Source organism: Mesobacillus persicus (assembly GCF_900109925.1).
Classification (GTDB): Bacteria; Bacillota; Bacilli; order Bacillales; family Cytobacillaceae; genus Mesobacillus_B; species Mesobacillus_B persicus.
Genome location: NZ_FOBW01000010.1, coordinates 152,111 through 175,647, shown reverse-complemented (window position 1 = coordinate 175,647; position 23,537 = coordinate 152,111). Strand labels below are relative to the sequence as shown.

Here is a 23,537-nt window from a genome sequence, read left to right as displayed (position 1 = left end):
AGCACCTTTCTTTTGTTTCAATAGGAGCGCATGTGTTTCAATAGTTGTTCCGTAATGGAACGTGAAACAAATTAAACAATGTGACAACGTGATAAATAGTGCCTTTTCAAAGTTGGCATGATAATTGCATTAAGAGAGAGTATAGAATTTTCAAAATTATATTCACTAAGGGGAGAGTCAGAATGTTTTCAGAAAAAATGGACTTAAGATTACCGGGACCAGTGCAAGTACCTAAAGAAATTCAGATTGCTATGCAGCAAAGTTTTGATCATCCAATGATGGATTATCGAAACCCTGCTTTTCAGGAAGTATTACAAGAAACCATTGAAAAATCGAAGATGATTTTCCAGACAAATAATCTAGTTATTCCTTTAACTGCTAGTGGGGCATCAGCGCTAGAAACGGCTATTATTAATACGATTGGACCTAATGATACCATTATTCTTTGTGTTGTCGGGTATTTTGGGGAATACCTACAAGGCATTACCAATCATATTGGTTGTAAAGTTGTTCGCGTCGATGCTGAGTGGGGAGAAATTGTAGATCCTGAAGATGTTCGAAAAGCATTGAAAGAAAACCCGGAAGCAAAGGCAGTCTTTGCAACCCATTGTGAAACTTCTACATCAGCACTTAACAATATAAAAGAAATCGCAGCGATTGTTCAGGAAACAGAAGCAATTTTTATGGTTGATGCTGTAAGTTCTATTGTTGGAGCACCACTTTATATGGATGAGTGGGGAATTGATATCGTTGCAACAGGTGGACAGAAAGCATTAATGCTTCCTCCAGGCATTGCGCTGATCACGATGAGTGAGAAAGCTTGGAATGTGATTGAAAACCATCAATGTCCGTCCTTCTACTTTGATCTTAAAGAATACAAAAAAGGACTTGAATCAGGATTGGGCACGCCTTACACACCGAATATCGCCCTTGTCTGTGGATTAAGAGAAGCTTGTAACATGATTGAACGTGGCGGTGGGATAGAAAACGAATACAAGCGCCATGCAGCCCTTCGTGATATGACACGAGCTGGGGTCAGAGCATTGGGTCTAGAATTATTAGTAGAAGATGCTGCTGCGAGTCCGACTTTGACTGCTGTCAAATTAGACAATGCCGACGCTTTTCGCAAGATGATGAGAGAAGAGTTTCACATTGCACTAGGTGGAGGACTGGGCAAGGTGAAAAATAAAATTTTAAGACTTGGACACATGGGCTATACCGACGCAGCTGATATGTTAAAAATGTTTGCTGCGATGGAGTTAGCATTAAAGAAAAGCGGTCATGAAGTAGAGCTTGGTGCTGGGGTCTCCGGAGCACAAAGACATTGGCTTGAAAATCCAAACTGCTGATATGTGTACCTTTCCTAAAGGGGAGTGGGATAGGTGAATATTATTGAAATAAATCTAGCCCGGTGTAGCCAACTGGACCAGACTGCCCCAGGGGAACGAAACTTACTGACACCCGATATTCTTTTTCTATCAGGAGAAAATAGTTTAAATGTCATAAGGAATTTTTGCGAATTAGGATACAAAGCCATCGAGCATCCTCGCTGTATGATTATGGCCAATGAGACTGCTATCGCATCTGAGCATTGGTCAGATATAAGGCAGTTTTCGAATGCGAAAGGCTTACCAATTATTCATGGAACTAATAGAATTCAAGTCTTGAAAAAACAAGTTGATTTACTTGAAGGAAAAGTCATTGCTGGAGTGGATGACCGAGTTGCTGAATTAGGGGCACTTGGTTCCATTCCCATTAAGATTTCTCCTGCAGGAATGGCTAAATGTTTAGCAACGGGCAAAATGCAGATGACCATTCCAGAAAGTATTTATGTTGAATTAAGCGGGAGGTTTAAGGGTACCGCGGATGTCGATGCAATTTGTGACTATTTAAGAGGCTACTTCAATGATAGCTTGGCAGGCTGGGGAATTATCTTCGGTGGAGAAGTAATAAGCCAACTAGATGAAGGGGAAAGAGTAAGCTTGATTAAACAACTAGACGAACTAGGAGGTACGGTCGCTATCATCTCTCCTTCTGGTCCACTAGGTCAAGTTGAAAGTGTTGTTAAAATTAAAGCTCAACATATCCTCAATCAAAAGGTATGAATCAAAAATAAATAGGAACTTTATACAGATAATTTTCTAATTTTTCTTAACATTATTGTACAATCGTTTAAAATAAAGATAAGGATTGTCTAAATAATAGAGAAGTTAGAGGTGTGTGTATATGTCTAAAATCGCTATTCTAGCTCCCATCGATGAAATCATACCGGTTGCTGAGGAAGCTTGTAGTAGAACCGGGGAAAGTTTCATAATCAAAAAAATAAATTTTGATAATGCAATCTCCATCGCTAAACAACTTGAACAAAGTGGTACAGAGGTCATTATTAGTAGAGGAACTGTAGGGGCAAAAATGACCGAATCAACACTCAATATACCGGTCGTTCAAATTCCGATAACAGGCTATGACTTATTGCGAACCATAACCGAAGCGAGAAAATACGGGCTGAAAATTGGAATTGCAGATACTGTAGATGTCCTTCAAGGAGTCGAAGCAATAGAAGCGGCACTAGGGTTATCAATAGAGAAGTATACAATCGACAAGATTGATCAAGTAGAAAGTGCCGTTAGAACACTGGTGAGTCGTAAGATTGATGTTCTAATTGGTAAAAGTGTCTACGTTAACAAAGTAAATGACCCTAATGTTAAGACGGTTGTGCTTACATCCGGTGTAGAATCAGTAATCCAAGCAATTCAAGAGGCTAAGAGCATACTTGATGTGCGACGTACAGAAGCGAAACGGACGAAACAGCTGCAAGCCATTCTGGATTTTATTGCTGATGGTGTGATCGCTGTTGACGAAAACGGCATCATTACCGTCTGCAATCCTTCCGCTCACCGGATTCTCAGCATCCAGTTTGAAAATGTAATTGGCAAACGGATTGACGATATTTTGCTAAATTCCAGAATGAAAAAGGTAATTTTATCCGGAAAAGAGGAACTAAATCGAATTCAGGATGAAAATGGCGTTAAAATCATTACCAATCGAATCCCGATTCTACATGAGAACAAAGTATTTGGTGCCGTATGTACCTTCCAAGAACTCCAAAAGCTTCAGCAGCAGGAACAGGAAATTCGAAAGAAATTATTACATCGTGGCCATGTGACGAAATACGAGCTAGAGAATATTGTCGGCGAAAGTAAATCGTATCAAAAAGCGATTGATAAGGTAAAAAAGTATTCACAGGTAGATTCGACGGTTTTATTGACAGGCGAAACAGGAGTGGGAAAGGAAGTCTTTGCCCATTTAATTCATAGCCTAAGCAAACGCTCAGATGGACCCTTTGTGGCAGTAAACTGCGCCGCTATTCCGAAAAATTTACTCGAAAGTGAATTGTTTGGGTATGTAGATGGTGCATTTACGGGAGCGCGCAAGGGAGGAAAAACGGGTCTCTTTGAATTAGCCCATCAGGGAACCATTTTTCTCGATGAAATTGGTGAATTAGCAGAGTCCGTTCAGGCGCAACTTTTAAGGGTTCTTCAAGAAGGTGAAGTGATGCGTCTGGGCGACGAAAGGGTTATTCCCATCAATATTCGGGTAATTGCTGCCTCAAACCGTGACTTTGAGGTTATGGTCGAGGAAGGAAAGTTCCGGGCAGATCTTTATTACCGCTTGAATATTTTGGATATTCCTATCCCGCCTTTACGTCAAAGAATACAGGATTTGCCTTTGTTATGCGAACACTTTATTGAAGAGCTAGAGCCAAATATCCAAAAAGAAATCTTCGGATTTGCTCCTGAAGCAATGGAAATCCTTAAGCAATATCATTGGCCAGGTAACATTCGTCAGCTTCGAAATATAGTTGAACGATCAATGATTTTGTCCCCAGATGAAGTTATCAGCAAGGAAACGGTCATGCTTGCTGGTGGAAAGGACTTTCTCCAACTGAAAACTAATCAGGAAGAAAACGGAGAGCAACAAGATACAGGGAAACTTCAAGAATATGAACGCGAGTACATCCTCGAAGTATTGAATCAAGTGAATGGAAATAAAACAGAAGCAGCAAAAATTTTAGGAATTGGCCGGACAACATTATGGCGGAAAATAAATAATTCATAAAGGAGAATATTTATGACAGAAACGATGGCGCGACCTCCTTTAGATAAGAAAGTAATATCCCGATTAACGGAAATCTTCGGTGAGGACCGAGTTTTAACGAATAACACCGATATGATTACCTATTCCTATGATGCATCCTTTGAAACACAATTGAATCCTAGGAAACCAGAAGTTGCGGTTATTGCCTTATCGACGGAAGAAGTTAGTGAATGTGTGAAGCTTGCCAATGAGTATAAAATCCCTGTTTATCCAAGAGGGGCAGCAACTGGTCAAACTGGTGGTGCTGTTTCAACAAAGGGCGGGATTATGATGGACCTTTCAAAAATGAATCGGATTTTAGATATTGATCATCGGAATATGCAGGTAATGATTGAACCAGGTGTCATTCAAAATGATTTGAATGAAGCACTCAAACCATATGGTTTAAGGTTTCCCCCAGATCCAGGGAGTGCCAATATGTGTACCGTTGGTGGCATGGTATCAAATAACTCGAGTGGACTTAGGGCGGTAAAATACGGGGTAACCAGACATTATGTTCTTGGAATGGAAGTCGTGCTTCCGACAGGAGATGTCATTGTGACCGGTGGCGCTCATTCAAAAGCGTTAAAATCGGTTTCTGGTTATGACTTAGCGCATTTGATGATTGGTTCAGAAGGGACACTAGGCATTGTTACTCGACTGCGGTTAAAATTATTGCCTCTTCCAGTGACAAGGGGAATTGTCCTTTGTTCTTTTAAGGAACTAGAGGATGCAGGAGCAGCGGTTAATGCGGTGTTTTCTTCAGGCCTCCAGCCCTCTGCGATTGAAATCATGGATTTTAACTGTACGAAAGCAGTGAATATGATGAAACCCGAATTAAATCTGCCTATTGATAATGAAGCGATTCTTGTGTTTGAAGTGGATGGAGCGAAAGAAGAGGTTTCCTCTCAAGTGACCCGCTTAAAGAAAGTCGTTGAAAAGTATGCGAGTTATATAAAATTCAGTGATGAACCAGAAGAATGTGAAAAACTTTGGCAGGCAAGAAAATTGGTAGGTGCTGCTGTTGGTTTGTTAAAGCCAGGAGGTTTCCGGGTTTATGGTGGCGAGGATATTTGTGTTCCGATTTCAAGACTTCCCGAAACATTAAGGGAGATTCATAATATAGCAGACCGATATGGAATCGTTTGCGGAATCTATGGCCATGTAGGTGACGGAAATTTGCATACAGGACCAGTTGTAAACAGCAATAACGAAGTTGAAATGGAAAATGTTCAAAAAATGATCGATGATATCCATGATCTGGCGATAAAAATGGAAGGCACGACAACAGCTGAACATGGGGTTGGAATTGTGCGTGCGAAGTATATGGATGTAGAGCATGGTCCGGCGATGGACATCATGCGTGCTATAAAAAAGACACTTGATCCAAACAATATCCTAAATCCAGGGAAAATGGCACTGCCTAACTAGAGAGGGAATGAGGTGAAATCGTTTGAAATTACTTACACCTGAACAGTCAATGTATACATGCGTGCGTTGCGGTGCCTGTCGTGGTGTCTGTCCTACCTTAAATATTACAGGACGAGAGGCAGATGGACCTAGAGGACGGGTGTTAATGGCCCGTGCGTTACTTGAAGGAACTATCTCAGTAAATCAAGAAATCAAGGATCAGTTGGATCGCTGCCTTCTCTGCTCAGCTTGTGTTGATGCCTGTCCGATGGATGTCCAGGTTCCGGATATTGTTATGGTAGCAAAAGAGCAAATTGCTGCAGCAGTAGAGATGGATTCTTTTCATGAGAAGAGCGTGAAGTTAGATACGAACCAAGTTGATATAAAAAAACAAGCAAAGTCTGTACGAAATGTAAAAGAATTCCTATTTGATAAGGTCCTTGCTGATCAAAAGAACCTAAATAAAGTTGGAAATTTATTATGGATGTATCAAAAGAGTGGCTTGCAGAAGGTGACCAGAGCAATTGGAATAATGAAGTTCTTCCCGGAACAAATGCAGCAAATGGAAAGAATTATGCCTGATATTTTACCTCCTTCGAAGCGTAAGCACCATCCCGAATTTACCCCGCGGGCGAATGAGAAACGAGATTCGAGAGGAAGGGTAGCGTTCTTTCAAGGATGTCTTATGGATATGATGTTCAGGGAAACAAATGATAACTCTATTAAACTTTTATCAAAGACGGGTTTTGACGTTGTTACGCCGAAATCGCAAGTTTGCTGTGGTGCATTGCACCATCATAGCGGGAAAACAGACAAATCGATTGAGTTGGCTAAAGCAAATATCATAGCGTTTGAAGAGGCGAAGGTTGATTATATTATTACGAATGCAGGCGGCTGTGGAGCGGCTTTAGTAGAGTATGAAGAGTTTTTCCGTGATGATCCGGTATGGCTCGAGCGGGCGAAAGGCTTTTCAAGTAAAATTCGTGATATTAGTGAAATTGTTCATGAAAAAGGTGAGATGCCAGCAACAGTTGGGCGCGGTGAACGTGTCACATACCAGCCTTCCTGTCATTTGCAATATGTAATGAAAGTGAAGGATGCACCTGCTAAACTAGTTAAAACCGTTCCTAATGTAGAATATGTTGAGCTTCCAGATAAGAAATATTGCTGCGGCTCTGCTGGTATTTATAATATGCTTCAACCAGAATTAGCAAATGAAATCTTGGATAAGAAAATGGAAAAAGTGAAAGAAACAGATTCTGCGGTCTTAATAACCGCCAATCCAGGTTGTTATTTGCAAATGAAATTAGGAGTCCATAAAGAAGGTATGGAAAAGGTGATTGAAACAAAGCATGTGGTCGATTATTTAGTAGAATCAATTGACCGTGCAGAGAGTAAGTCCCCTTCCTAATCAGAACAACGCACACCGACTCTCGACCGGATGATATTGTTGTACTAGAAAAGGGCGAGGCAACAGGCATAGGCCATTCGCGAATTGTTCACGAAGCACCGTTTGTATCGGAAACTTGCTAAAATGACCAAATTTTTTCATAGAAAGCAATCAAAAGAGCCCCATTTCATAGGAAATGAGGCTTTTTTTCTCTAACTTGCGGGGTATTTTTAACCTTAATGGACAATTTAGAGGGTGCGCTGGGGTGTTTTCTCCTGGTTACTTCGATATATTCCCGGTAAGAGACGTTATATTCCCGGTAAGAGACGTTATATTCCCGGTAAGAGACGTTATATTCCTGGTACGAGAATATATATTCCCTGTACTAGGAATAAATACCCCTGTTGGTATGTGAATATTACTTACACTGGTTACTAAACACCCTAATCTTAAGGTTCAATATAATAGTTATGTTTAAACCTATTATCCGGGTCGTAATTTGTGAAAGGGGCACAAAGGAGGCGCTAACTGTGGTTTGACAACTGCTACAAAGGGGATTATATTTATTGTATACTGTATACATATATATATAACTTATTCAAGTGCTTTGGTAAAAGACAAATTGGAGTCGGATATCAACATACCTCTTTATCAAAGCCCTTCTTCAAAAGAAAGCGAGGGATGAAGTTGGCTTTAACCTTTCCAGAACCTCTATATCAGCAAGCCTACAAGGAGTTAAAAAGACTGATTGTGACAGGTAAGCTCCAACCAGGTGAGAAAGTAATCATGTCTAAACTAGCTGAACAATATGAGATTAGTAGAACACCACTCAGAGAAGCATTAAGGCAACTCCAATCTGAAGGTTTGATAATTCAGGACCATACAACAATGAAGATTGTAGAAATTAATAAACATGACTTTTTAGATCTTTACCAAACCCGTATAGTCTTAGAAAAAGAAGTAATTAAATCAATTGTAGGTTTAATTCCAGAGGAAGACTTTCCTAAAATTGAATCCATTCTATTAGAATCAGAGAAGGCGATTCAAGAGGAAGATCCTTATAAAATATTAGAGGCTAATACACAATTTCATGAATGTTTAATGAATTATTGTCCTAACGTTAGAATGATTCAACTATTGAATTATGTGCGTTCGTTACTTCTGATTTATCGTGCAAACATTAACAAAAAAGCGAAAAATAATATGGATATCTATCATGAGCATAGAAGCATTTTTGAAGCAGTTAAAACTAGGGATGTTGAGAAATCCATTCAGTGCATTGAAACCCATATGTTAAATGATCAAAAAAGAGGATTAGAAGATTTATAAACAAAAAAGTCATTTCCTCTGAAATGCTTGAGACTGTAGACAAACTCGATAAATAATCGAGCTTAGCTACAGTCTTTTTTTGTTCCGTTATATGTGCTTCGCGTTCCATTTGATTCCACAGTTACCTCCAAAAATGCTGGCCTCTCGCAATTGATTAAATATATAAAATTTTTAGATAATTATATTGACTTTTAAAATCCATCTCGTTAAAATTGATATTGTATTCTGTATACAGTATACATATATATAGGTGAAAAAATAGAAACGGGGAAAAACCCCAGAAAATAGTTACGTGGAAGGTTCATCTTTCAAAATTATAGGAGGTTTTCTTAATGGGTCCTCTAAAGGGAGCAAAAATTCTTGATGCTTCACAGATCATGGCTGGTCCGTATTGTACGATGGTCCTTGCTGATCTAGGTGCTGACGTTACAAAAATTGAAAAGATTCAAGGCGGAGATGATTCCAGGCAAATGGGTCCCTTTGTCAACGGAGAGTCGACTTGCTTTTACCAAATTAATCGTAACAAAAAGAGTATTGCCATCGACTTAAAGTCAGAAGAAGGAAAAGAAATCTTTAATGAATTGATTAAAGGAGCGGATGTGTTTGTTGAAAACTTTCGTCCTGGAGTTACAAAATCATTGGGTATTGATTACGAAACAGTAAAAAAACTAAACGATGGAATCATCTATTGTTCCATTTCAGGCTATGGCCAAACGGGACCTTACTCTCACAAAGGAGGATTCGATTTAGTTGCCCAAGGAATGACGGGATTGATGAGCATGACAGGCGAGCCTGGAGGGCGGCCACTAAAATCCGGTATTGCTGTTTATGATATTGGTGCTGGAATTACAGCGGTTTATTCGATCTTAGCTGCCTATATTCATAAATTAAAGACAGGAAATGGGCAGATGCTTGATGTATCACTAGCAGAGAGTGGGTTGCCATGGTTCACATGGGAAGCGGCAGCTTACTTTGCTAATCAAACAATCCCTGAGGCAACGGGTCATAGACACCGTGTGTCCGCACCCTATCAGGCAATAAAAGCAAAAGATGCCTATATGATGATTGGTTGTGCTAACCAACGAACTTGGGAAAAGTTTTGTACTCAAGTGATTGGAAAACCTGAATGGATTACAGACAATCGATACTCTACGAATTCACTTCGTCATCAGCATGTAGCTGAACTTGAGCAAGAAATAGAAGAAATCACGAAACAACAGGAAGCTTTTTATTGGATTGAAAAGTGTGAGCAGGCTGGTGTGCCAGCTGGGCCGATAAATAACTTTGGCGAAGCAATGAATAATGAACATTACCTAGCTCGAGATATGGTCAAAGAGTTGGAGCACCCTGTGATTGGGAAGATGAAGGTTATTGGTTCTCCGACAAAATTCTCTGATACACCAGCAGAAATTAAAACTCCGGCACCGCTCTTAGGGCAGCACAGTGAAACAGTCCTTCAAGAGCTAGGGTATGAGAGTGAAAGAATTCAAAAATTAATAGACAGAGGGGTCATCAAGCAATATCCCCAAAGTGTCTCAAATCAATAAGGAGGCTAAAACATTGAGTACAACCGATCAGAAAAAAGTGTATTTGCAAGTGGAAAATGGGGTAGGAACAATTTACATTAATCGACCTGAGAAAAGAAATGCCCTCACTTATGACATGTGGCTTGATTTAGCCCACTTGGTGGATGAGTGTAATGCAAATCGTGAAGTTAAGGTGATTGTATTCAGAAGTACGACTGAAAAGGCTTTTTCAGCTGGGGCTGATATTGGAGAATTTAAAACGATGCGCTATACAGCAGAGGGTGCAGAGAAATACAATGATGCGACGATGGTACTAGAAGAAAAGGTTGCTAAAAGTCCAAAGCCAAGTATTGCAATGATTTCTGGGTTTTGCGTCGGAGGTGGCTGTGAAATTGCTGTGGCATGTGATTTCCGTTTTTCCGATGAAACGGGCCGTTTCGGAATTACTCCGGCCAAACTAGGTTTGATTTACAATACACCAGGGACGAAAAACCTAGTTGATTTAGTCGGTCCTGCTAATGCAAAGGATATTTTGTTTACTGGAAGAATTATTGAGGCGGGCGAAGCTCTACAAATGGGATTAATAAACAAAATCATTGATAGTACCGAATTAGAAAAGCAAACATATGATTTCGCGCGGCTGATTTGCCAAAATGCACAAATGTCTGTCAGGGGATCGAAAACAATTATTAATCGTGTTCTTCACGGAGATGTAACGGACTCGAATGAAACTTCTAATCTTGTTATTGAATCGTTTGTTTCAGAGGACTACCGTGAAGGTGTCACTGCATTTTTAGAAAAGCGGAAACCAAATTTCAAATTTTCATAGAAGTCTCACAAATTGTTCCTGATTGAAACAAGCTTATCGTTAAGAGTGATTCGAAATGGAACATTTATAAGTTGGAATCGTTGTAGTTTCACTAGAAACCAAGGTTTCCAAGGTTGGCACGATAATTGCATATATAAAATTTAGAATATTAATAAAATTAGAAAAAGAAGATAGTTCTTGGGGGTGAATGTTGCTAGTCCATTGGTGAAGAATGACAACGCTTTCCAGAGTGACAGATTTTCTGCCAGATTAGTAGGAAAGACGAAAAGATTGAAAAAAACGGGGGGTTAATATGAAAGTTAAAAAGTTTTCATTTCTCATTATTTTACTAACAATCGGGATGATCTTGCAGGCTTGTAATTCAAATGAAGCTGGTACCTCAAATGAAGGTGATGAAGGCGGTAGTACTTACCCAGAAAGACAAATTGAAGTTGTCGTTGGCTTTGGAGCTGGTGGCGGTAGTGACAATTTCGCCCGTGCGGTTACAAAGGAGCTACAAGAAATTCTAGGTGTAAATATTAACGTTATCAATATGCCAGGCGCAGCAGGAATTCCATCAGCTGATTATGTGGCGAGGAAGCCAGCTGACGGTTATACCATTTGGTCAATGACATCGAATCATCCTGTTAATATTGCGTCTGGATCTGAACCAAATGACATGAGTGTGTTTAAGTCAATTGGACGTGTACAGAAAGATACAATGACATTACAAGTAAAAAGTGATGGGAAGTTTAAAGATATTGATGATCTGATTGCCCAAGCAAAAGAAAAACCAGGTGAAATTACTGTCGGTGGTACCGGAGCAAAAGGGTTTGATGAGCTAGTTTTAGCACAATTCGAAAAAGCAACAGGAACAGACTTCAACTATGTTTCCTTTGATGGATCTGGGGAAATGACGGCAGCATTGCTTGGAGGCCATATTGATGTAATTGCTGAAGAGCCAGGGCCATCAGTTGCTCAACTTGAGGATGGTTCCATTAAAATGTTGATAGCCTTTACAGACAAGAAAATGGAAGGGTTTGAAGATGTTCCAATCTCAACTGATTTAGGAATTGATGTAACGGACGGTCAGGGCCGAGGATTTATGGTTCATAAAGATACCCCAGATGAGATTGTTGAAGTTTTAGCGAAAGCATTGGAAGAAGCAAAGGATCGTCCGGATTATAAGGAATATGAAAAAGCAAGTTATTTACACCTTCGTGAAGGCTGGCTTCCTACAGAGGAATATGATGCTGAATTAGAAAAACTAGTTGAAACGTATAAAGAGATTCTAGCAGGAAACTAAGTTATTTCATGGGAAGGCAGGTGAACCTGCCTTTCTATATTAAATTATGGCTGTAACGATTAGGGGGAAAGACATGTTACTTGAACGGACTATTTCCATTTTTATGATTGCTTTTTCAACCTTTTTCCTCGTGATGTCATTTCAAATCGAAAACCGATCAGGAGACTTAATCGCACCAGGTTCATGGCCAGGGGCGTTGATGACAATCATGTTAGTTCTGTCCATCGTGTTATTGATAAAAACCTTTCGTGTTAAGGAAACTCAGGTGAAAACAGCCAATGAACAGGCCGAAGATTTAGCGAATGATGAGGATGAATTAGTCTATCCAAAAAGGTTTTTCTATTTATTTGGGACACTCGTTGTTTACACGCTTTTTCTCGAGTATATAGGGTTTATCATTGCCACCATACTCTTTATCTTTGCGTTGTCCTTAATTTTCGGAATAGGTAAATGGACACGTGGCTTGTTAACTGGATTCTTAGCTACAGCAGGTGCTGTCATTCTATTTCCGATTCTATTAAACACACCCTTTCCTAGGGGAGTTGGAATTTTTAGTACCTTCAGTTTACTATTCTATTAATCTACATCACAACTTACTATAAAAGAGGTGAGCTCAATGATTGAAGGCCTATTAGGGGGATTAGGAAATTTAATCGATCCAATTAATCTTCTAATTTTAATCGCTGGTATTCTCCTAGGGTTTATCGGTGGTGGGATTCCGGGAATTAGTGGCACAATGTTAGTCATTATCCTTCTCCCGGTCAGCTATGCAATGGATCCAACTGCCGCTTTCCTATTATTAACATCGATTTATGCCACATCGGTATTTTCTGGGTCCATTAGTGCGATTTTATTCCGGACTCCGGGTACACCAGAGGCAGTAGCAACTGTTTTTGATGGATATCCAATGGCTCAAAAAGGGGAAGGTGGAAAAGCCCTAGGTGTTTCCATTTTTAGTTCGGCGACGGGAGGAGTCATTGGGACCATTATCCTAATCTTCTTAACTCCACTCTTGGCGACATTTGCCTTAAGTTTTTCTGCTCCAGAGTACTTCGCTCTGGCAGTGATGGGTTTGACAGTAGTGGCCTCCTTGAGCGCTGGAAATCTTGTGAAAGGCTTTATCGGTGTTTCTTTTGGTTTGTTTATTGCTACGATTGGGCTTGATACCATGACTGGTACACCCCGTTTTACTTTTGGTTCGGGCCAATTGATGTCTGGAATTGATTTTATCCCTGTCTTAATCGGGTTGTTCGCTATATCTGAAGTGCTGCGACAAGTGCAGAAAAGACCTCGGAAAACAGGGAAGCAAAAAGTTAGAACCGAACTCCCGAGCTTAAATCTTATGAAGCGAATCTCGGGTGTAATTGGCCGTTCATCGCTTATGGGGGTTTTTATCGGTATATTGCCCGGAATTGGAGCGACGACAGCAGCGATGCTAAGTTATAGTGAAGCCGCTCGATGGTCAAAAAAACCGGAAGAATTCGGAACCGGTGTTCCAGAAGGAGTAGCCGCACCTGAATCCGCTAATAATGCTGCTGCGATGGGCGCAATGGTTCCATTGCTTTCATTGGGTATTCCTGGTAGTGCTACGACGGCCATCTTACTAGGGGCGTTTATCCTTCATGGGATTCAACCAGGGCCATTAATGTTTACAACGCAGGCTCCTTTGGTTTATACGATTTTAATTGGGCTTCTTGTTGCGAATCTATTTATTCTAATTATTGCCAAGCCATTTATATCAGTATTCTCACAGATTCTTAGAGTACCATACTCGATTATTGGTCCGTTGATTGTGCTTTTCTGTATCATCGGTACCTTTGCGGTGAGAAACTCTATTTTTGATGTCGGCGTGATGTTATTGTTCGGTTTAGTTGGTTATTTCCTTGAGAATGCTAAGTTTCCACTTGCTCCAATTGTATTAGGAGTCGTGCTGGGACCCATTGCCGAGGACCAATTCAGAAGAGCGATGCAAATGGCGAATAATGACTTCACTGTTTTCTTTACCCGTCCAATTAGCTTAGTTTTACTGTTACTTGCGCTAGTTAGTATTCTTTACCCGTTAATTAAGGGCTGGATAAATAAAAGAAGAGCAAAATTGAGGGGCGAAAAAAATATCGCATCTTAAATTCTGTTTAAAGTGGGAGTGGGTTATGTTGTTATACGAGTTGGATGGAATGAAACCAAATGTACATGAATCAGTTTATATCGCCCCGGGTACCCATATTATTGGGGATGTCACATTAGAGAATGATGTTTCAATCTGGTTTAATGCCGTCCTACGAGCGGAGAATGATTCAATTAAGATTGAAAGCGGCAGCAATGTCCAAGAGGGGACGACCATTCATGTTGATGAAGGGTATCCTGTTCGAATTGGGAAGAATGTTACAATCGGTCACAACTGCATCATCCATGGGTGTACCATTGAAGATGGGGCTTTGATTGGGATGGGGGCAGTAATCTTGAATGGGGCTCACATAAAAAAGGGAGCCGTTGTAGCTGCAGGTGCTGTTGTAGGTGAAAATAAGATCATCGAAGAAGGCATGTTGGCAGCAGGTGTACCAGCAAAACCATTAAAGCCAATTAATGAGGGGCTAAAGCAAAGAATCTTAGAAGGGGCTAGCCACTATCAAAGAAACGGGAAGCGGTTCAGAGATAATGGGATTGTTTCGAAAGAATAGCTTTGTTTCTATTAAATATAGTGGGACTTGCATAAAGAGTGGTTAATAGGGATGGTGGTTGTTAGTGTGATTAATTCATTTCTAGCGCAACCCACCATCTTTTTTATTTTCTTTCGCGTTCAGTTAGAATATACTGAATATACATACTATTTACTAGACTCGTTGGGGGGATACAAATGGGTAAGCCAGTTAGAGGAGATGTAATATCTCTACAAAACATCAAATGGCATAGAAATGGGAAAGACATATTAAAGAATGTTTCCTGGAATGTGAGTAGTGGGGAGCATTGGGCATTATTAGGACTAAATGGTTCTGGGAAAACATCGATCTTAAAAATGATTACCGGATATCAATGGCCAAATAACGGGGAAGTGACAGTGTTGGGGAATCTGTTTGGAAAAACCAACATACCAGAATTGAGAAAATCGATTGGATGGGTAAGTTCATCATTGGATGACCAGTTTCATACCCGACCTAGTGATACAGCGCTTGAGGTTGTGATCAGTGGAAAGTTTGCTTCCATCGGACTCTATGAAGAAATTACAAAGCAGGACGTGGACAAGGCAATCGAATTATTAGAACGCTTTCGGATTAAACACTTAGCTAATCAACTAATTACTTCTTTATCCCAAGGTGAAAGAAGAAAGGTCATGATTGCTAGGGCCTTGATCTCATCTCCAAAGTTATTAATCTTAGACGAACCGTGTAATGGTCTTGATATTTATTCAAAGGAAGAACTCCTTTCAACAGTTGAAGAGATGATTGCCACCCCTGGTGGTCCAACATTATTGTATGTCACTCATCATATTGAAGAAATTGTGCCTTCTATTTCCCATGCACTATTAATTAGGTCTGGAGAGGTAGTAGCCGAAGGAGATAAATCATCCACTCTTACTGAAACGTTGTTGGAACAAACCTTCCGTGTGCCAATCTCACTAGAATGGGAGAATAGACGGCCATGGATTCGGATAAAAACTTTTGCTGAGAAAAAATAAAACCAACCTGCTAAACTTTAGCTTTACAGTTTTAGGATAACGGGTTGGATTTCGAAAACAAAAACTAAATTAGCAACCAATTAGCAGTCCTATTCACCTGGATTGGCTACTTCTTTTTTGTTGACATATCTTTAATTGTGTAATCTTCGATTGTTTAAATAACGGTACTTTTTCCCGTTATTCTGTAAATTAGGACTCGGTCGGGGGATATAAGGGGAGTTTTTCCCGTTAAGGCAAAGCAATATGGTCCATTTTCATGTTTTTCGAGTAAATAGGGGGAATCTTTCCCTCTATTTACTCTATTTTTCGTGCTATGTCCTTAATAAGAGGAATTTCTCCCCTTATTTTAGTAGCTGTTTTGCTGGCAATACTGTAGATTTGGAGATCGCTAATCAGTGGGAAAAAAAATGCTTGAAGCATATATTTCTCGAAGCATTTTTCTTTTCCGATTTTCTCCTCAAGTTGCTTTTTAGTTATGGTGCGAATTACTATACGTAAAGCAATATTGATTCATATTTTGTACTTCAAAACAGAACCCCTTAATATTAGGAGGTTGTTTTTTAAAAATAAACTAGTTTCGATCTCCGCCAAAAAGGTCAAACAGCCCACCAATTCCGCCTTCTCCTTTAGAAGAGCCACCAGTTTGTGGAGCAGCAGCGAACACTCGGCTCGCAAGTCGACTGAATGGCAACGACTGAACCCATATGCTCCCTGGTCCACGAAGTGTTGCAAAGAATAATCCTTCCCCACCAAATAGGGCCGTTTTCACACCACGAACCATTTCAATATCGTAATCGACATCGCTTGTCATCGCAACGAGACAACCAGTATCGATTCGAAGCACTTCGCCGGGTTCCAGTGTCCTCTTATAAAGTGTTCCCCCTGCGTGAACAAAGGCCATGCCATCGCCTTCGAGCTTTTGCATGATAAAACCTTCGCCGCCGAAGAAACCTGCCCCCAACTTACGTTGAAATTCAATCCCAACTGAGACTCCTTTGGCAGCAGCTAAAAAGGCATCCTTTTGACAGATAATCTTTCCACCGAGCTCACTTAAGTCTAATGGGACAATTTTACCAGGATAAGGGGAGGCAAAAGAAACACGTTTTTTCCCATTCTGATCATTAGTGAAGGTCGTCATAAATAGACTTTCACCCGTTAGCACGCGTTTACCTGCACCTAGCAGTTTGCCCATTATCCCACCACCTTGGTTGGAGCCGTCTCCAAATACAGTTTCCATTGTTATTCCATCATCCATCATCATTAAGCTTCCGGCTTCGGCAATTACCGTTTCACCTGGGTCAAGTTCTACTTGAACAAACTGCATGTCATCGCCAATTACTTCGTAGTCAATCTCATGGTTATTCATCTCATCATCCCCATAATATTTTATCTACTTCCACATATTTGTACGATTATTATTGGAAAAAGTTTCATATTAAGTGTCGACATATATTATATTTTTTATTAAGCTATTTACTAAAAGATTGATCAAAGCAGTCCTATGACACCGAAAGGGGGATACTCGGATGGTGGTGGCATTGTTGCATGGAATTGTTTTGGCATTCGGACTTATTCTCCCTCTGGGTGCCCAAAATGTATTTGTTTTTAATCAAGGGGCTTCACAGCCTCTATTTCGGAGGGTTTTTCCAGTCGTCATCACAGCTTCCCTTTGTGATACACTCTTAATTCTTTTAGCTGTGCTAGGTGTATCTGTCCTTGTTTTGACAGTCCCGTTCTTACAAACAACCTTATTTTCTGTAGGCTTTTTATTTTTGCTTTATATGGGATGGTCGATTTGGAATAGCTCACCTGCACAATCGAATCAACAAAATGGGGCGATGGCACCAAGGAAGCAAATCTTGTTTGCAATGTCTGTATCGCTTCTAAACCCGCATGCCATCCTTGATACGGTTGGCGTCATTGGGACAAGTTCGCTAAGCTACTCGGGAGCTGAAAAGGTGGCGTTCTCTGCAGCCTGCATTGTTGTTTCTTGGATATGGTTCTTGGGGCTAGCGATCGCAGGAAGAATGGTTGGACATTTGGACCCGGATGGGCGACTTTTAAAAATCATTAATAAGGTTTCAGCTGTTATGATTTGGGCTGTTGCTGTATATATTGGGATTCAATTGTTGTATTTGTAAATGGCTTTTTTAAGTATTATGGTTTTTTTGTGATTTACTGGAAATATAGTCAGGGTACTTTGTAACTCCATCGAGTTAAACTCATAACCAAGTTTCGAAAACTCGTTTAGAAGATGTTGCCTATTAGCTTTCAATATTGATTGGAGTGGAGGGCGGGGAAGACTCCTCGAAAATGAACTACACATTTTCTCGTGCATGGGCATATTCGAAGATGCTTTTCAGTGTCCTGCGGGAGTACGGGGCCGGGAATACCCCACAGGATCCTAAGGCACCGAGGAGACTCTCCGGCATGCCCGCGGAAAGCAAAGCCGCCTGAAAGGGAAATCAATAACTTTGTGTTAGTACATTTCTAAATTTCAAGGGACTTTTCAATGCCCTCAAATAAAAGAAGGTGTCCTTTTTTCAAAGAGGACACCTTTAAGTTAAGTTGCATTAATAATCCATTGATAAAGCTTTTTGGGCAAGATTCACATCATTAGTCAATAATTGACCTAAGTCGTACGAAGGATATAGCCCATGTTTATACATGTATCGGAAAACTCTTTCGTGTAATTTTATCCCTCGATTGAGCTGGTCCGTGAGAACTTTTCTAAGTTCAGGAGTTGCCGTTTCAGTAATGGCAATCGCATAGTTTCGGACAGAAGCCTTAGAGAAAGCCAGTAGATCCCCAGCGTAAAAGGCGAAATCATTAGTTAATGTTTCATTTCTTGCTGTTCTAACTGGTGCGGCAGAGTAAAATTGCATCAACTCGTTAATGTTTCTCTCTAGACCCTGAATGCTCTTTTCATATATTCCTCGTAATTCAGAATCCATTATCTTTCTAAATGACATTTTTAATTTCATTAAACCAACGGATTGAAAAGCAACTAATTCATGTAGCTCTAATGTTTCATGCCAAGCTAAAGTATTACGTACCCCTGAATACATAAAAGCACTCCCATTCCTTTTTTAGCGTCAATTTAGCTTATTCTGTAGTACATAAGAAGGAAAATTGTCCGCATGAATATCGGAATTGAGTGGTGGGGTCTTCTTGTCGTTAGTAGGCTGAGAATATATTTATTGTTTTTAGCCTTTTCCATTGGTGGTCCGGTAAATTTGAGTATGCATACTTCCTTGGGTAATATTTTTTAAAAAGAAATCCCCGATTAACTTTAAGTACTTTTCATCATCAAACATTTTTTTATCCTGTAACTCCATCTCGGCTAATCCGTCATACGTTGACAAAAGCGCGTATGTATGGTCTTGACCCGAAACAGGGGAAAGAATTTCTACCTTTTGAGCAAAATGTTCATTTCTGAACTTTTGAATCTCACGTAAGTTGTCGATGGCTTCTTTAAATTTATCCTGTTTTATTTCAAATGTCTGATAAACAAAAACGGTCATCATTAGCACCCCTAGTATTATCCTATTATTTAACAATAGAATGAACATCGGTACAGTAAATTATTCTTACGATCCTTATGATACTTCTATGAAAAGAGTGCCAGAATTCCTTGATAGCCGAAATAAACCCCAAACCCAACTAGTGACAAGCCAGAAAATACGGAAATGACAATAAGGCTTTTGTAATTTAAATAATTCCTTAGACCTGAAGTTAGGGCTGCCACAAGTAAATCCCAAACGGCCAGTCCCAGAAAAATCATACTACTGTACACAAGCAAATCCCCGGTCCCATATGAGGACGCCGTTTTTGCAAGAACGGATCCATAAATTCCTAACCAAAATAGAATGGATAATGGGCTGGTGATGGACATAACAAAACCAGTCAGAAAGCATCTAAATAGAGAATCCTTTCGTCTCGTTGTATCGATTGAAAATTTATTAGCACTAAGAATACTCTCAACCCCAGAATAAATGAGGACAAACCCACCAAACAGCCAGAGGAAAATTTGAATAATGGGGATGTCCAAAAAATTAACAAGCCCCATATAGATCAATACCATAAAAATACCATCGGCAATCATGGAGCCTGTCCCAACAATCCAAGCATGCCAGAACCCATTTTTGATTCCTTTATCCAACCTAGCCGAATTTACTGGACCAATTGGAGCAGCTAAAGTGATTCCCAAGAAGATGTAGCTGGCCAATACTTGTATACTAATATTCATTGCTCCCACTCCCAACGCTCGTTATAACTTTTACATCTTATGAGCGTTCATGGAGATTTAAAACTACTTGTCCTATAAAACTTCCCCCACATACTGTTAAGTGGGGGCGATCGGAGTTCGGGTGTTTAAGGAAATAACATAAGCATAAGTGCCAGAGCAACCATACTTAGAAAGGAAAATGAAAAATAAAGCCAATTCCTGTCTGACTTTTTGAAGTATGATGTGATACCCATTTTAAGAAATACGAAAAATAATAGTAACGCTAAGACTAACAGGATTTCTAGCATAGACTTCCCCCCTAAAAAGTTGGATCCTCCAGGGAGTACAATAGAGTTGAAAAATATCTAACGGAGAAAGGACCGTCGTCAGATAAAAAATTGAGGAGGTTTTATTATTTATATTAGCTAATACGAAAAATATGCCATTTTAACACACAAGGGATTGATTTGCACATGTTAGGATTCAAATTATCGCACCCATTTTCATTTAAAATGAGTTGTTTGCCTTAACAGCATGTACAAAGGATACATAGTATACAGTACAAAGCATGAAAGGAGGGAACTTTAAATGGGATATTACAATGATGATGTAGCTGGTCTTTTTACGGGGGACGATAAAAGACGCAGAGGTGATGTAGCCGGAGCGTTTGACAGACCACGTAAAAGAAGAACAACTGGTGATGTAGCAGGTGCATTTGACAGACCACGTAAAAGAAGAACAACTGGTGATGTAGCAGGTGCATTTGACAGACCACGTAAGAGAAGAACAACTGGCGATGTAGCAGGAACATTTGATAGACCACGTAGAAAAGACGATGATGTACTTGGAGCTTTCGACGAGAACTTCAAAGTCCCTGTGAAAGCATTTATCGACAGTGAAGATATTTGTCGCGCAGTACGTCGTTGTCTAATCAATGATCTAGTTGATGCTGCACAAGATGATGATGACAAGGACAAAAGAAAAAAACGTCGTAGAAGATAATCTAAACTTCTAAACAAGCCCGGAAGACTGATACTAGTCTTTCGGGTTTTAATTTTGTATGACAATTCTCACCACTAATGTAATTTGCCATAAAGACATGAACGTTTTGTGAAATCGTGAACAAGATATTGAATATAAAGGCACTCCAGAATACGCTAAAGATGTATATGAGAAAAGAATAGGGGGCAAGGAAATGGAGCTAAAAAGAAGAACTTTGCTCAAAGCGACCGCTGTCACATTAACCATGGCTGCCGCCGGTTGTAGTCAATCGGAAGGAAAACCTGTCACCGCTGAAAAGGCAACTGATACGGTAGAGCCAGATGAGTGGAAGCGTTCAGTTTGTCGATTCTGTGGGACTGGCTGCGGTATTCTAATCGGAATAAAAGAAGGCAAGATAATCGCAACGAAAGGTGACCCGGATAACCGTTCAAACAAAGGATTGAATTGCATTAAAGGTTATTATGTTGGGAAGATTCTCTTTGGAAAAGATCGGATTACGAAGCCGCTTATTCGCGAAGATAAAACCAAGAAAGGGACGATGGAAGGCTTTAGGGAGGCATCCTGGGAAGAAGCGTTAGACTTAGTCGCAAATAAAATGGCTGAGGCTCACACAGAAAATCCAAAATCAATTGCTTTTTGGGGATCTGGTCAACAGACCATAACTGAAGGCTATGCTTCTGCAAAGCTTTGGAAAGCCGGCATGCTTAACAATAATATTGACCCTAATGCCAGGCTTTGCATGGCAAGTGCAGTCACAGGTTTTATGAGTACATTTCAATCGGATGAACCAATGGGTGTATATGCGGACCTGGATCAAACCGATGTTTTCGTAACTTGGGGAGCGAATGTTGCGGAAATGCATCCTGTGCTATATTCAAGATTGACAGCTAGAAAACTAAGTACCCCAGGTGTTATGCATTATGACTTAACGACAAGAAAGTCCCGTACATCAGAAATTGCTGACGCTACATTGGTTTTTCGCCCACAAACGGATTTAGCCATTGCGAATGCGATCGCCAATTATCTTATCCAAAATGAGAAGTATGATAAAAAGTTTGTCAAAGAACACATACAGTTTAAAGCAGGTACAGAGAACCTTGGCCATTCTTTAGAAGATGACTATGATATGTCCGAAATAGGACAAGCAGCAGATAAAAATTGGACGATTACTTTTGAGGAATATAAAGAAAAGCTAAGGGAATATACCTTTGAAAAGGTTTCCGAACTATCAGGAGTACCTGCAAAAGATATCGAAGCTCTTGCGATGGAATTTGCTGACCCTAACAAAAAAGTTGTTTCTCTTTGGACAATGGGGGTTAACCAACATACACGTGGAACATGGATGAATAACCTTATTTATAATCTTCATTTGTTAACTGGTAAAATCTCGAAACCAGGTAGTGGTCCATTTTCATTAACTGGCCAACCTAGTGCCTGTGGTACGGCTAGAGAAGTAGGCGTCTTTTCACACCGTCTTCCTGCTGATATGGTGGTAAATAACCCCGAGCATCGTCACTATGCGGAGCTGGTTTGGAACTTACCAAAGGGCTACCTAGATCCAATTGAAAAACCTGGATTACATACAGTCAAAATGTTCAGGGAGCTTGGGAACGGAAACATCAAATTCCTTTGGAGCATGTCGAATAACTGGGGCCAGAGTTTACCAAAATTAAATAGGTTCCTTGGCAAGGACGCTGATGGAAAAGGGGTCTTGGATGCCTTTATCGTAGTATCAGACGGGTATCCGACAAAATCGACGGAATTAGCAGATGTTGTGTTGCCTGTTGCGATGTGGGTTGAGCGTGAAGGGCAATTTGGGAATGCAGAAAGAAGAACCAATATATTTGAAAAAGTAGTCGAGCCTCCAGGTGAAGCAAAACATGATTTGTGGGCAATTATCCAAGTGGCCAAAAGGATTCTAAGTGGAAGGGATATTGGTGGCAAGCCTGCTTTCGATGTTTTATTTGGAAATGTATGGGATCATGAACAGGACGATGTCATCAAGGATGAACGTGAACTAAACAAAACACTATTTGAAGAATATCGGCTGTTCACAAATCCTCACGAACACCCAAATAAAGAGGTTCAGGAATTAGGGAAAAAATTAAAACTAACGGCTAAACAACTTGCTCCTTATGAGGAGTATTTAAAGCAAGGCTTAACCTGGCCGGTTCGAAACGTAAATGGTGAATGGATGGAAACTAGCTGGCGATATGCTGATGGCAAACAAGAAGAAGGTTTTGACCAGTATGGCATCTCTGAATTCGGTGAAAAAGGAAAATATCAGAACATCGATTTTTATAAGTCCGCAGAGCATCGTCCATCTGTTATTTTCAGACCTTTTGAGGATGCCCCGGAAATACCAGATGCAGATTATCCGTTCTGGTTATGTACAGGTAGGGTGCTCGAGCATTGGCATACAGGAACGATGACGAGGCGCGTACCTGAACTGCATCGTGCGGTACCAGAAGCCTTCTGTGAGATCAATCCAGAAGACGCAGAGTCACTTGGTGTTAAGCGTGGAGATATGGTAAAGGTCATCTCTCGGAGAGGAGAAGTAACAATTAAAGTTGAAACAAAAGGGACCGGTGTTCCCCCGAAAGGACTTGTTTATGTACCATTTTTTGCTGAAGAAACCCTCATTAATCTGGTCACACTGGATGCTTATTGTCCGATCTCCAAGCAGCCTGATTTTAAAAAATGTGCTGTTAAAATAGTAAAGGCATAA

Annotated in this window: 20 protein-coding genes; 16 read left to right on the top strand and 4 right to left on the bottom strand. The window is 40.2% G+C overall.

Going from position 1 to position 23,537, the window contains the following annotated elements; all coding sequences use genetic code 11:
• The first annotated feature begins 182 nt into the window (after positions 1–182).
• From BMX30_RS15015 to BMX30_RS14955, 13 genes are all read left to right on the top strand, one after another.
• Positions 183–1,349: a pyridoxal-phosphate-dependent aminotransferase family protein gene (locus BMX30_RS15015; protein ID WP_090747338.1), complete on the top strand. Its 1,167-nt coding sequence runs from the start codon at positions 183–185 to the stop codon at positions 1,347–1,349.
• Positions 1,350–1,382: 33 nt separating this feature from the next.
• Positions 1,383–2,105 carry an aconitase family protein gene (locus BMX30_RS15010; protein ID WP_090747335.1) on the top strand — a complete coding sequence of 241 codons (723 nt, stop codon included), beginning with the start codon at positions 1,383–1,385 and terminating at the stop codon, positions 2,103–2,105.
• A 121-nt stretch (positions 2,106–2,226) separates the two neighbouring features.
• A complete protein-coding gene (locus BMX30_RS15005) occupies positions 2,227–4,119 on the top strand; it encodes a sigma 54-interacting transcriptional regulator (protein WP_090747332.1) in 1,893 nt (630 codons plus the stop codon).
• Between the two features lie 12 nt (positions 4,120–4,131).
• The gene (locus tag BMX30_RS15000; protein ID WP_090747329.1) at positions 4,132–5,568 is read left to right on the top strand and encodes an FAD-binding oxidoreductase; all 1,437 of its coding nucleotides are present in this window, start codon (positions 4,132–4,134) and stop codon (positions 5,566–5,568) included.
• A 22-nt stretch (positions 5,569–5,590) separates the two neighbouring features.
• A complete protein-coding gene (locus BMX30_RS14995) occupies positions 5,591–6,958 on the top strand; it encodes a (Fe-S)-binding protein (RefSeq protein ID WP_090747326.1) in 1,368 nt (455 codons plus the stop codon).
• Positions 6,959–7,618: 660 nt separating this feature from the next.
• Entirely contained in the window at positions 7,619–8,266 is a 648-nt protein-coding gene (locus BMX30_RS14990) for a GntR family transcriptional regulator (protein WP_090747322.1), read from the top strand.
• 332 nt (positions 8,267–8,598) lie between these two features.
• Positions 8,599–9,813 (top strand): CaiB/BaiF CoA transferase family protein, encoded by a 1,215-nt coding sequence (locus tag BMX30_RS14985; RefSeq protein WP_090747320.1) that lies wholly within the window; start codon positions 8,599–8,601, stop codon positions 9,811–9,813.
• 13 nt (positions 9,814–9,826) lie between these two features.
• A complete protein-coding gene (locus BMX30_RS14980; protein ID WP_244532612.1) occupies positions 9,827–10,621 on the top strand; it encodes an enoyl-CoA hydratase/isomerase family protein in 795 nt (264 codons plus the stop codon).
• Positions 10,622–10,913: 292 nt separating this feature from the next.
• Entirely contained in the window at positions 10,914–11,906 is a 993-nt protein-coding gene (locus tag BMX30_RS14975) for a tripartite tricarboxylate transporter substrate binding protein (RefSeq protein ID WP_090747317.1), read from the top strand.
• Between the two features lie 73 nt (positions 11,907–11,979).
• Complete coding sequence (locus BMX30_RS14970) at positions 11,980–12,486, top strand: tripartite tricarboxylate transporter TctB family protein (protein ID WP_090747314.1); 507 nt, start codon at positions 11,980–11,982, stop codon at positions 12,484–12,486.
• 36 nt (positions 12,487–12,522) lie between these two features.
• The gene (locus tag BMX30_RS14965) at positions 12,523–14,031 is read left to right on the top strand and encodes a tripartite tricarboxylate transporter permease (protein WP_090747311.1); all 1,509 of its coding nucleotides are present in this window, start codon (positions 12,523–12,525) and stop codon (positions 14,029–14,031) included.
• A 25-nt stretch (positions 14,032–14,056) separates the two neighbouring features.
• Positions 14,057–14,584, top strand: a complete 528-nt coding sequence (locus BMX30_RS14960) for a gamma carbonic anhydrase family protein (RefSeq protein ID WP_170843902.1) — start codon at positions 14,057–14,059, stop codon at positions 14,582–14,584.
• Positions 14,585–14,760: 176 nt separating this feature from the next.
• Positions 14,761–15,579 carry an ABC transporter ATP-binding protein gene (locus BMX30_RS14955; protein ID WP_090747308.1) on the top strand — a complete coding sequence of 273 codons (819 nt, stop codon included), beginning with the start codon at positions 14,761–14,763 and terminating at the stop codon, positions 15,577–15,579.
• Between the two features lie 571 nt (positions 15,580–16,150).
• Here the strand turns inward: BMX30_RS14955 and BMX30_RS14950 are convergent.
• Positions 16,151–16,945 carry a TIGR00266 family protein gene (locus BMX30_RS14950; RefSeq protein WP_090747305.1) on the bottom strand — a complete coding sequence of 265 codons (795 nt, stop codon included), beginning with the start codon at positions 16,943–16,945 and terminating at the stop codon, positions 16,151–16,153.
• Between the two features lie 160 nt (positions 16,946–17,105).
• Here BMX30_RS14950 and BMX30_RS14945 point away from each other — a divergent pair, with 160 nt between their 5' ends.
• The gene (locus tag BMX30_RS14945) at positions 17,106–17,720 is read left to right on the top strand and encodes a LysE/ArgO family amino acid transporter (protein ID WP_090747302.1); all 615 of its coding nucleotides are present in this window, start codon (positions 17,106–17,108) and stop codon (positions 17,718–17,720) included.
• A 432-nt stretch (positions 17,721–18,152) separates the two neighbouring features.
• Here BMX30_RS14945 and BMX30_RS14940 read toward each other — a convergent pair whose 3' ends face one another.
• From BMX30_RS14940 to BMX30_RS14930, 3 genes are all read right to left on the bottom strand, one after another.
• Positions 18,153–18,647 carry a spore coat protein gene (locus BMX30_RS14940; RefSeq protein WP_090747299.1) on the bottom strand — a complete coding sequence of 165 codons (495 nt, stop codon included), beginning with the start codon at positions 18,645–18,647 and terminating at the stop codon, positions 18,153–18,155.
• Positions 18,648–18,785: 138 nt separating this feature from the next.
• Complete coding sequence (locus BMX30_RS14935) at positions 18,786–19,106, bottom strand: hypothetical protein (RefSeq protein WP_342028078.1); 321 nt, start codon at positions 19,104–19,106, stop codon at positions 18,786–18,788.
• 83 nt (positions 19,107–19,189) lie between these two features.
• Complete coding sequence (locus tag BMX30_RS14930; protein WP_244532621.1) at positions 19,190–19,822, bottom strand: LysE family transporter; 633 nt, start codon at positions 19,820–19,822, stop codon at positions 19,190–19,192.
• Positions 19,823–20,395: 573 nt separating this feature from the next.
• On the opposite strand from BMX30_RS14930, the gene BMX30_RS14925 reads away from it, so the two are divergent.
• Together BMX30_RS14925 and napA are read left to right on the top strand one after the other, a co-directional pair.
• On the top strand, positions 20,396–20,809 hold the full coding sequence (locus BMX30_RS14925) for a hypothetical protein (RefSeq protein WP_090747290.1): 414 nt from the start codon (positions 20,396–20,398) through the stop codon (positions 20,807–20,809).
• A 193-nt stretch (positions 20,810–21,002) separates the two neighbouring features.
• Positions 21,003–23,537 carry a nitrate reductase catalytic subunit NapA gene (gene napA, locus BMX30_RS14920; protein ID WP_090747287.1) on the top strand — a complete coding sequence of 845 codons (2,535 nt, stop codon included), beginning with the start codon at positions 21,003–21,005 and terminating at the stop codon, positions 23,535–23,537.

Excerpts from the sequence above, each read along its gene's own strand:
- BMX30_RS15000 (WP_090747329.1), top strand. The coding sequence starts at position 4,132 with ATGACAGAAACGATGGCGCGACCTCCTTTAGATAAGAAAGTAATATCC.
- BMX30_RS15005 (WP_090747332.1), top strand. The coding sequence starts at position 2,227 with ATGTCTAAAATCGCTATTCTAGCTCCCATCGATGAAATCATACCGGTT.
- BMX30_RS14990 (WP_090747322.1), top strand. The coding sequence starts at position 7,619 with ATGAAGTTGGCTTTAACCTTTCCAGAACCTCTATATCAGCAAGCCTAC.
- BMX30_RS14940 (WP_090747299.1), bottom strand. The coding sequence starts at position 18,647 with ATGTATTCAGGGGTACGTAATACTTTAGCTTGGCATGAAACATTAGAG.
- BMX30_RS14945 (WP_090747302.1), top strand. The coding sequence starts at position 17,106 with ATGGTGGTGGCATTGTTGCATGGAATTGTTTTGGCATTCGGACTTATT.
- BMX30_RS14935 (WP_342028078.1), bottom strand. The coding sequence starts at position 19,106 with ATGATGACCGTTTTTGTTTATCAGACATTTGAAATAAAACAGGATAAA.
- BMX30_RS14970 (WP_090747314.1), top strand. The coding sequence starts at position 11,980 with ATGTTACTTGAACGGACTATTTCCATTTTTATGATTGCTTTTTCAACC.
- BMX30_RS14950 (WP_090747305.1), bottom strand. The coding sequence starts at position 16,945 with ATGAATAACCATGAGATTGACTACGAAGTAATTGGCGATGACATGCAG.
- BMX30_RS14985 (WP_090747320.1), top strand. The coding sequence starts at position 8,599 with ATGGGTCCTCTAAAGGGAGCAAAAATTCTTGATGCTTCACAGATCATG.
- BMX30_RS14925 (WP_090747290.1), top strand. The coding sequence starts at position 20,396 with ATGGGATATTACAATGATGATGTAGCTGGTCTTTTTACGGGGGACGAT.
- BMX30_RS15015 (WP_090747338.1), top strand. The coding sequence starts at position 183 with ATGTTTTCAGAAAAAATGGACTTAAGATTACCGGGACCAGTGCAAGTA.
- BMX30_RS14965 (WP_090747311.1), top strand. The coding sequence starts at position 12,523 with ATGATTGAAGGCCTATTAGGGGGATTAGGAAATTTAATCGATCCAATT.
- BMX30_RS14955 (WP_090747308.1), top strand. The coding sequence starts at position 14,761 with ATGGGTAAGCCAGTTAGAGGAGATGTAATATCTCTACAAAACATCAAA.
- BMX30_RS14960 (WP_170843902.1), top strand. The coding sequence starts at position 14,057 with ATGTTGTTATACGAGTTGGATGGAATGAAACCAAATGTACATGAATCA.
- BMX30_RS14975 (WP_090747317.1), top strand. The coding sequence starts at position 10,914 with ATGAAAGTTAAAAAGTTTTCATTTCTCATTATTTTACTAACAATCGGG.
- napA (WP_090747287.1), top strand. The coding sequence starts at position 21,003 with ATGGAGCTAAAAAGAAGAACTTTGCTCAAAGCGACCGCTGTCACATTA.